This window comes from Streptomyces sp. NPDC043952 (assembly GCF_056435325.1).
In genome coordinates, this window is sequence record NZ_JBWKES010000003.1 from 1 (window position 1) to 8,083 (window position 8,083).

Here is an 8,083-nt window from a genome sequence, read left to right on the forward strand (position 1 = left end):
CGTCGCAATCCACACCGAACCGGAAGGCCCTCACCTGTTCAAGATCCCTCAGCCGAGACCTGGCTCACCCGTCCACAACCTCCCCGGACAGAACAGCTAGGCCAGTTGCCGTCGCACCAGTTCGTGCAGGCGTCCCGTGGGGTCCGCGAGGAGGTCGGCCGGGCTGCCCTGCTGGACCACGCGGCCGGCCTCCATCACGATCACCCGGTCCGCGTCCAGCACCGTGGACAGCCGGTGGGCGATGACGACGCGGGTGGCGTTCAGCTTGCGGGTGCTGTCGATGACGACGCGCTGGGTGTCGTTGTCGAGGGCGCTGGTCGCCTCGTCGAAGAAGAGGATGCGGGGGCGGCGGATCAGCGCCTGGGCGATCATCAGCCGCTGGCGCTGCCCGCCGGAGACCGAGCCGCTGCCGGAGACGATGGTGTGCAGGCCCATCGGCATCCGCGCGATGTCCTCCGCGAGCCCCGCCATCTCCGCCGCCGCCATCGCCTCCTCGGGGGTGTACGGCTCGGCGCCGCAGATGACGTCCAGGAGGGACCCGGTGAACGGCTGGGCGTGCTGGAGCACCACCCCGCACTGGCGGCGCACCGCCGACTGGTCGAGGGCGGCGAGGTCCTGGCCGTCGTACAGGACGCTGCCGGACAGCGGCCGGTCGAAGCCGATCAGCAGCCGCAGCAGCGTGGACTTGCCGCAGCCGCTGGGGCCGACCACCGCGACGAACTCGCCCGGCCGGATGGCGAAGGACACGTCGTCCAGGACGAGCGGGCCGTCCTCGGAGTACCGGAAGGACACCTTGCGGGCCTCCAGCGCCCCGGACAGCGGACCCGGCCGGGTGCTCGCGGCGCGGACCTCGGGGGCGGCCTCCAGGACCGGCCGGATCTCCTCGAACAGCGGCAGCGCGGCCACCGCCGACACCAGCGCGCCGGTCAGCTGGGTGACCGAGGCCAGCACCATCGTCACCGAGGTGTTGAAGGTGAGGAAGTCCGCCGCCGACAGCGTGCCCCTCGCCGGTCCCGCCAGCAGCATGAACATCAGCAGCGAGCACACCGGCAGATACACCGCGCCGAGCACGGCGGTGAGGTTCTTGATCCGTCCGGCCTTCTGCTGGAGCTCCCGGCTGCGCGCGAACTCCCGCGCCCAGGCGGCGTACGCGTAGTTCTCGGCGGCCGCCACCCGCAGCTTGGGCAGCCCCCGCAGGGTCTGGAACGCCTGGTTGTTCAGCCGGTTGCCGAGCGCCGTCAGACGCCGCTGCCAGCGCACCTGCCACAGCCCGAGCCCCAGGAACACCACGGCGATGACGGCCAGCATGCCGATCGCCGCGAGCGCCATCGGCACGCTGTACCACAGCAGCAGACCGAGGTTCATCGCGCCGACCGTCACCGACTGGGCGACCACCGGGCCGACCCCCGCCAGCATCCGGCGCATCGCGCTGATCCCCATGGCCGCGCTGGCGAGTTCGCCCGTGGAGCGCTGGGTGAAGAACCGGGTGGGCAGCCGCAGCAGCCGGTCCCAGACGGCCGGTTGCAGCGCCGCCTCGATCCGCCCCTCCAGGCGCAGGATCGACAGGTTCTCCAGCAGCGTGAACGCCGCCGACACCACCCCGCTCACCAGCACCGCCAGGCACACCCGGACGATCAGGCCCGTCTCGGCCCGCGGCACGTACTCGCCGAGCACCCTGCCGGTGGCGACGGGCACCAGCGCGCCGATCGCCACCGTCACCAGGCCCGAGAGCAGCAGGGCGACCAGATCGCCGCGGGCGCCGCCGAGCGTGAACCGGAGCAGGCCGAGCGGGGAGAGCGCCTTGTCGGGCAGCGGCCGGTAGAACATCACCGCGCGCGGCTCGAACTCCCCGGCGTTCCCCTTGCCCACGGGGGTCTCCCGGCCGGTGCCGGGGTGGACGGCCGCGTAGCCGCCGCGCCGCCACAGCAGGGCGACCGGCGCCCCGGACAGCGTCCGCCGCCCCACCAGCGGGCCCACGTTCTCCCGCCACCAGCGGCCTTCGAGACGGACCGCGCGGGTGCGCACCCGCGAGGCCAGCGCCACCCGCTCGACCGGGTCGAGGCGCTCGCTCCCGGTGCCGCCGCGCGCGGGTTCGGCGAGCGTGATCCGGGCGGCCTGGGCGACCAGCGCGCAGGCCGCGTAGGTGGCATCGGCGTCGGCGGCCGTCGCCGGACGCCGCGGGCGGCGGCCGATCGAGGCCAGCAGGGTGCGGTCCGCCTGGACGCCCGCCGCCTCACCCGCCTTGATCCCGGCGGCCGTTCGCGTCTCGTGGCCGCGCTCCAGCTGCTCGATCCAGCGGTCCAGCGCGGTCAGCAGCCGGTACTGCTGGTCGACCAGCGACTGCCACAGCGCCGGGTCCACCAGCAGATCGGCGGCGGCCTGAGCGCCGTACAGGGAGCCGTACCGGACGCTGCCGGGCGGCACCTGCATCCAGAACACGTCGTCGTCCGCGGGGACTTCGGGCCGCTCCTCGGCCAGCGGCGCCTGGAAGAGGACGGACAGGCCGCGGCCGACGCCGAGCGCGAGGGCGTACTCCAGGGGGCTGGACGCGGGCGGTACGTACTGCGGCCGCCCGTACTCGTCGTACGACCAGGTCTCGGTGCCCGCCTGCTGGTACAGCTCGCGCAGGTTCACCCGGTGCACCACGCAGTCCCGCACCGGGCGGGCCACCAGGGTGTGCCGGGGGCCCGCGACCGGGCCGAGCAGCAGCGCGCCCGCCTCCAGCCGGCCCAGATGGTGCCAGTGGCCCTGCTGCCCGGCGTCCACCGCGAACAGGTCCAGGGCGCCGGCCGCCACCAGCCACAGCACCCGGGGGCCCTCCAGGTCGAGACGGGTGAACCCGGCGCAGTCGACCCGGCTGCCGAGCCCGCCCAGCGCCCCGAGCACCAGGTCCCCGTCGTACCCCTGCCGCACGGACGTCATCAACGCTCCCTGACCAGCGCTGCGTACGCGCCGCCGCGCGCCACCAGCTCGGCGTGCCGCCCGCGTTCGACCACCGTGCCGTGCTGGAGCACGACGATCTCGTCGCTGTCGCGGACCGTGCTCAGCCGGTGCGCGATCACCACACAGGCGCAGCCGCGCCGGCGCAGGTTGTCCATCACCACCAGCTCGGTCTGCGCGTCCAGCGCGCTGGTCACCTCGTCCAGCACCAGGACGCTGGGCCCGCGCACCAACGCCCGCGCGATCTCCAGGCGTTGGCGCTGCCCGCCGGAGAAGTTGCGGCCGTCCTGCTCGACCTTGCCGTGGATGCCGCCGGGCCGCCGCGCCACCACCTCGTACAGGGCCGCGTCCTTCAGCGCCTCGACGACCGCCTCGTCCGGGATCGACGGGTCCCACAGGGCGATGTTGTCGCGCACCGAGCCCTCGAAGAGGAACACCTCCTGGTCCACGAAGGAGACGGAGGCGGCGAGCGCCCCGCGCGGGATGTCCTCCAGGCGCCGCCCGTCGATGCGGATCACCCCGTCCCACGGCGCGTACAGGCCCGAAATCAGCCTGGACACCGTGGACTTGCCACTGCCCGAGCCGCCCACCAGCGCCACCTGCCGGCCGGGGCCCACGGTCAGGTCGAAGCCGGTCAGCAGCGGCTTGTCCAGCGGGCTGTAGCCGAACGTGACGTTCTCCAGCTCCACTTGCCCGCGCAGCCGGCGCGTCTCGCCGCCGGCCGCGGGCCGCGCGTAGAGCGGATCGGGCTGGAAGTTCTCCACGTCCTTCAGGCGGGCCACGTCGGCGGCGAAGTCCTGGATGCGGCCCGCCACCCCGTTGAGCCGGGTCAGCGGCGCGGTGAAGCGGGTGACCAGCGCCTGGAAGGCCACCAGCAGACCCACCGAGATTTGCCCCTCGACGGCGCGCAGACCGCCGATCCACAGGATCAGCGCGCTGTTGAACGTGGCCAGCGTCGGGGCGACGATCCCGAGCCAGGCGCTCGGCACCCCGAGGCGCTGCTGCTCCTCCAGCGTGGCGGCGTGCTGCCCGGCCCACTTGCGGAAGTACCCGTCCTCGCCGCCGGTCGACTTCATCGTCTCGATCAACTGGAGCCCGGTGTACGCCGTGTTGGTCAGCCGGGCGGTGTCCGCGCGCAGCTTGGCCGTGCGCGTCGCGCGCAGCCGCCCGACCAGCCGCATGGCGAGGAGGTTCAGCAGGGCCACGCCGATGCCGAGGAACGTCAGTTGCGGGTCGTAGGTGTACAGCAGCACCGCGTACAGCACGACCACGATCGCGTCCACGCCGGCCGCCGCCAGATCGCGGGCCAGGGTCTCCGCCACCTGGTCGTTGGACTGGAGGCGCTGCACCAGGTCGGCGGGGGAGCGCTGGGCGAAGAACGTCACCGGCAGCCGCAGCAGATGGCGCAGGAAGCGGGCGCTGGTCAGGGTGGAGGAGATGATCCGGCCGTGCAGCAGGTTGGCCTGCTGGAGCCAGGTCAGCACCAGCGTGAGCAGCACACAGGCGGCCATCGAGGTGAACAGCACGCCCAGCAGCGAGGTCTGATGGCCGATCAGGTACGTGTCGATGTAGGTGCGGCTCAGCGCGGGTACGGCCGCGCCGACCGCGACCAGCAGCAGGCTGGCCAGCACCGCGGCGGGCAGGGTGCCCGCGGTGCCGCGCAGCCGGGCCGGCAGCGCGCCGAGCACGCCCGGCCTGCGCCCGCCCCGCGTGAAGTCCGGGCCGGGCTCCAGCACCAGGACGACACCGGTGAAGCTGCCGTCGAACTCGTCCAGCGGCACGAAACGGCGGCCCTTGGCGGGGTCGTTGATGTGGATGCCGCGCCGGCCGAGGCGGCGGCCCATACCGTCGTAGACGACGTAGTGGTTGAACTCCCAGAACAGGATGGCCGGGGCGCGCACCTCGGCGAGGGCGGCCAGGTCCATCTGCATGCCCTTGGCGGTCAGGCCGTAACCGCGGGCCGCCTTCAGCAGGTTGCTGGCGCGCGAGCCGTCGCGGGAGACCCCGCAGGCGATGCGCAGCTCCTCCAGCGGGACGTGCCGGCCGTAGTGGCCGAGGACCATCGCGAGGCAGGCGGCGCCGCACTCGACGGCCTCCATCTGGAGCACGGTGGGCGTACGTGCCGCGCGAGTACGGGACTTGGGGGCCGGACGCCGGGCGGGGGCGGCGCGTCTGCGGCCGCGGCTCTGCGGGGGAGCGGACGTCACGGGAGCAGCCAATCGACGGGGTGCTGGTCGGCCAGCCGGATGGAGGCGGAGGCGAGGGTCATGGAGTCCAGCCGGAACGGCGGCCCCCCGGCGGTCGACCACCGGTAACCGCTCCTGGTCGCCCGCGAGTCGGCCAGCCGCACGGTCACGGCGACCGGGCGGCCGTCCTTCGTGAACTGGCGGCCGAGCTGGCTGTCGCCGAGGAACGCGGCGATCGACTGCGCGGACTGCGCGGACCGGTCCACCGAGCGCACCTCGCCGCGCAGCACGCCGTAGCGCTGCGCCGGCACGGAGGAGACGGTGAGGTCCACGGGGGCGTGCGCGGGGATGGCGGCGGCGCTCTCGGCGGGCACGTACACGGTCGCGTACAGCGGGTCGTCCGCGTGGGCGACCTTCTCGACGGCGGCCACGTCGGTGCCGGTCTGCACGATCTGCCCGAGGGTGGCGGCGAGCGTGGTGATCCGGCCCGCGGCGACCGTGCGGACGACCGAATCGCCCTGCGCGGTACGGACCTTGACCACGGGGGCGTTCGCGGGCAGCCGTGCGCCCTGCCGGGCGAGGACGGCCGTCACCTGCCCCGCCACGGGGCTCTGGAGCACATAACTGCCCTCGCCGTGGGTGAGGATGGCGCCCGCGCTCACCGTGGAGGCGACCGAACCGGTCACCGCCCAGACGGAGGCCGCGGCCATGACGGCGACGGTGACACCGAGCGCGAGCCGGCCCTGCGGGCGGGCGAGCCGCACCGGAAGGTCCAGCTCCTGGGGCGACTGGAGCTTGGCGAGGGCCTGTTGGCGGAACTGCACGGAACGTCCCTCACCTGTGGGGGAGTCACGGATGTGTCGGGGCGCCCGAGAGCCCCGGAGCCGGGGGACGGCTCCGGGACCGACGGGGGGTAAGAAAGGCTCGGTCAGAGACCGGCGACCAGGTTGGTGACCGGGGCCACGTTCAGGCCGGTGACACCCTCGACCGTGCCGATGGCCGTGTTGGCCAGGCCGGAGACCGGGGCGATGCCGTCGACGGCGCCGGTCACGGTGTTGAGGGCGTTCACCTGGAGACCACCGGAGACGGCGTCCAGCTCGGCGTCGGCGATCTCGGCGGTCTCGACCTGGGGGGTGGAGTTCATGATGGAACTTCCCTTCATATGGGTATTCACAAGGGGGGAGAACGGCCCGTCCGATCGTCAGGAGGAGGGCCGCGGCCGCGGGTGGCAGGCTCCGTCGCCGGGGCCCGTCGGCCCCCCGCGGTGCGAAGGATCAAAGCACGCGGGCCGACCGCGCTTCCACTCGATCAGGGCTCTCACCAGGGGACTTGTGCCACGAGCGGGTCCAACGGTGCAGGCACGGGCACGGCTTGTCGGCGACTTTTTCACATGCCGCACGGCATCGTCGCGGCCGCGGGCTTGCCTCGGGCGCCGCGTTCGGCCTGCGCGCGCACCGGGGGCGGGTGCGGGCGCGCGGATATGCAGAAGCGCTGACCGCCGTGGCGTGGTTGAGCATTCAATGTGCAGATTCCCTGAAGCAGGGCTTCCGGTATGCGACGGAAACCGACCGCTGTCGATCGGTTCCGGAGCGTATCGGCACCACAGTCGTCTTCCGGTGCGCTCCGGCGGTCGTCTTGCGGCGAACCAGCCCAGGTACCCCCCGCCGACCCCGGTCATGCCGGAAGGCTCGGCGGGCCCTGGACAGGCGCGCCGGGCGGACCGCGCCTAGATTCGATGGGGTGGCACACACCTTCGAAGAACTGGTGCAGAAGCAGCGGGCGGCCGACGCGGCCCACGCCACGGTCGAGGACCTGCGCGAGACGTACGGCCCGCCGGCCGAACGGGGCATGACCGGCGCCCAGTCGGGCACCTACGAGACCGCCCTGCGGGCCTGGCGCGACCTCGCCCGCGATGTGCAGACCGCGGTGAGCGAGTACGCGAAGGAGACGGGCCGCCCGCGCGCCGACATCGAGGCCGAGGTGGCGCGCGCCGTGGCGGAGCAGGAGCGCAGACCGCCGGGGGGCTGACGGACGGCCGCGGAAAAGGCCCACGTGCGGGCTGGTATCCGTCCCCCTCCTGCGGGTACCCGGCGTCCATGAACACTGCCATGTACGAAGCGGCCACCGGCCGGCAGGCCTTCGGTTACGTCCTCATCCTGGTCGCCGGGGTCGTCCTGGTCGCCGGCCTGATCTGGGCGTTCCGGCTGGGCTTCAAGGTACGCCAGCGCGAGCCCGCCCCGCCGCGCCCGGACGAGCAGCCCAAGCTGCCGCCGACGGGCCCGGTGCACGAGACCAGCGAGATGCGCGAGCCCCGCGATGTGCCGCAGGCCGGCGACGAGAGCGAGCGGCTCACCCCGCACCAGCTCGGCAACATCCGCTCCCAGCGCGCCGACGACCAGCGGCGTCCGCGCTGGTCGCCCGGCTCCAGCGGGTCCTTCGGCGGCGGTGGCGGCGGCCGTACCTGAGCGGCCCGGCCGCGCGGCGGCGTTTGCCGGGCGGGCCGGACGGTTACCCGTGGCGGAACGATTCGGACAGGTCCGCGGGTGCCGACGCTTCGGCCCGCCGGCCGCAGGACGCAGAGGGTGGATGACACGACGTGATCGCGCAGACGACCGGGAAGCCGGGCGCACCGGAGACCGAGACGGGGTGGTCCGGGCGCACAGCCGACGGGACCGGCGGGAGCTGGGGATACGTACCTGCGTCCCCGCCGTCCTGGACCGCACCGGCCCCCGGCGGCAGGCGGACGGCCCCGAGGAGACCATCGTGCGCGGAGAGGACTGAGCGGACGGGACGCCAGGCGGTCGCGCCACACCGGCGGATCCGGCGCACCCGGCGGCTTCGGACAACGCACCGGGCCGGGGGGGGGGGGGGGGGGGGGGGGGGGGGGGGGGGGGGGGGGGGGGGGGGGGGGGGGGGGGGGTTTGTTTTTATTTGTTTTTCCTTCTTCCTTCGCTACT

7 protein-coding genes are annotated in these 8,083 nt (G+C 73.7%); 3 read left to right on the forward strand and 4 right to left on the reverse strand.

Features of this window, described 5'->3' with window-relative positions:
• Positions 1-96 precede the first annotated feature (96 nt).
• The 4 genes from AC069R_RS03810 to AC069R_RS03825 all read right to left on the reverse strand — a co-directional run bounded on the left by AC069R_RS03810 (position 97) and on the right by AC069R_RS03825 (position 6,270).
• The gene (locus tag AC069R_RS03810) at positions 97-2,922 is read right to left on the reverse strand and encodes an NHLP bacteriocin export ABC transporter permease/ATPase subunit (RefSeq protein ID WP_478764249.1); all 2,826 of its coding nucleotides are present in this window, start codon (positions 2,920-2,922) and stop codon (positions 97-99) included.
• Positions 2,922-5,147, reverse strand: a complete 2,226-nt coding sequence (locus AC069R_RS03815; RefSeq protein WP_478764251.1) for an NHLP family bacteriocin export ABC transporter peptidase/permease/ATPase subunit — start codon at positions 5,145-5,147, stop codon at positions 2,922-2,924. Before AC069R_RS03815 ends, AC069R_RS03810 begins: the two co-directional genes overlap by 1 nt.
• Positions 5,144-5,950 (reverse strand): hypothetical protein, encoded by an 807-nt coding sequence (locus AC069R_RS03820; protein WP_478764252.1) that lies wholly within the window; start codon positions 5,948-5,950, stop codon positions 5,144-5,146. Before AC069R_RS03820 ends, AC069R_RS03815 begins: the two co-directional genes overlap by 4 nt.
• Before the next feature lie 104 nt (positions 5,951-6,054).
• Positions 6,055-6,270, reverse strand: a complete 216-nt coding sequence (locus AC069R_RS03825) for a type A2 lantipeptide (RefSeq protein ID WP_478764254.1) — start codon at positions 6,268-6,270, stop codon at positions 6,055-6,057.
• 596 nt (positions 6,271-6,866) lie between these two features.
• Between AC069R_RS03825 and AC069R_RS03830 the strand changes: the two genes are divergently transcribed.
• From AC069R_RS03830 to AC069R_RS03840, 3 genes are all read left to right on the forward strand, one after another.
• Positions 6,867-7,154: a hypothetical protein gene (locus AC069R_RS03830; RefSeq protein WP_478764256.1), complete on the forward strand. Its 288-nt coding sequence runs from the start codon at positions 6,867-6,869 to the stop codon at positions 7,152-7,154.
• Positions 7,155-7,222: 68 nt separating this feature from the next.
• Entirely contained in the window at positions 7,223-7,591 is a 369-nt protein-coding gene (locus tag AC069R_RS03835; protein ID WP_397982514.1) for a DUF6479 family protein, read from the forward strand.
• A 121-nt stretch (positions 7,592-7,712) separates the two neighbouring features.
• The gene (locus AC069R_RS03840; RefSeq protein WP_478764258.1) at positions 7,713-7,907 is read left to right on the forward strand and encodes a hypothetical protein; all 195 of its coding nucleotides are present in this window, start codon (positions 7,713-7,715) and stop codon (positions 7,905-7,907) included.
• Positions 7,908-8,083: the final 176 nt, after the last annotated feature.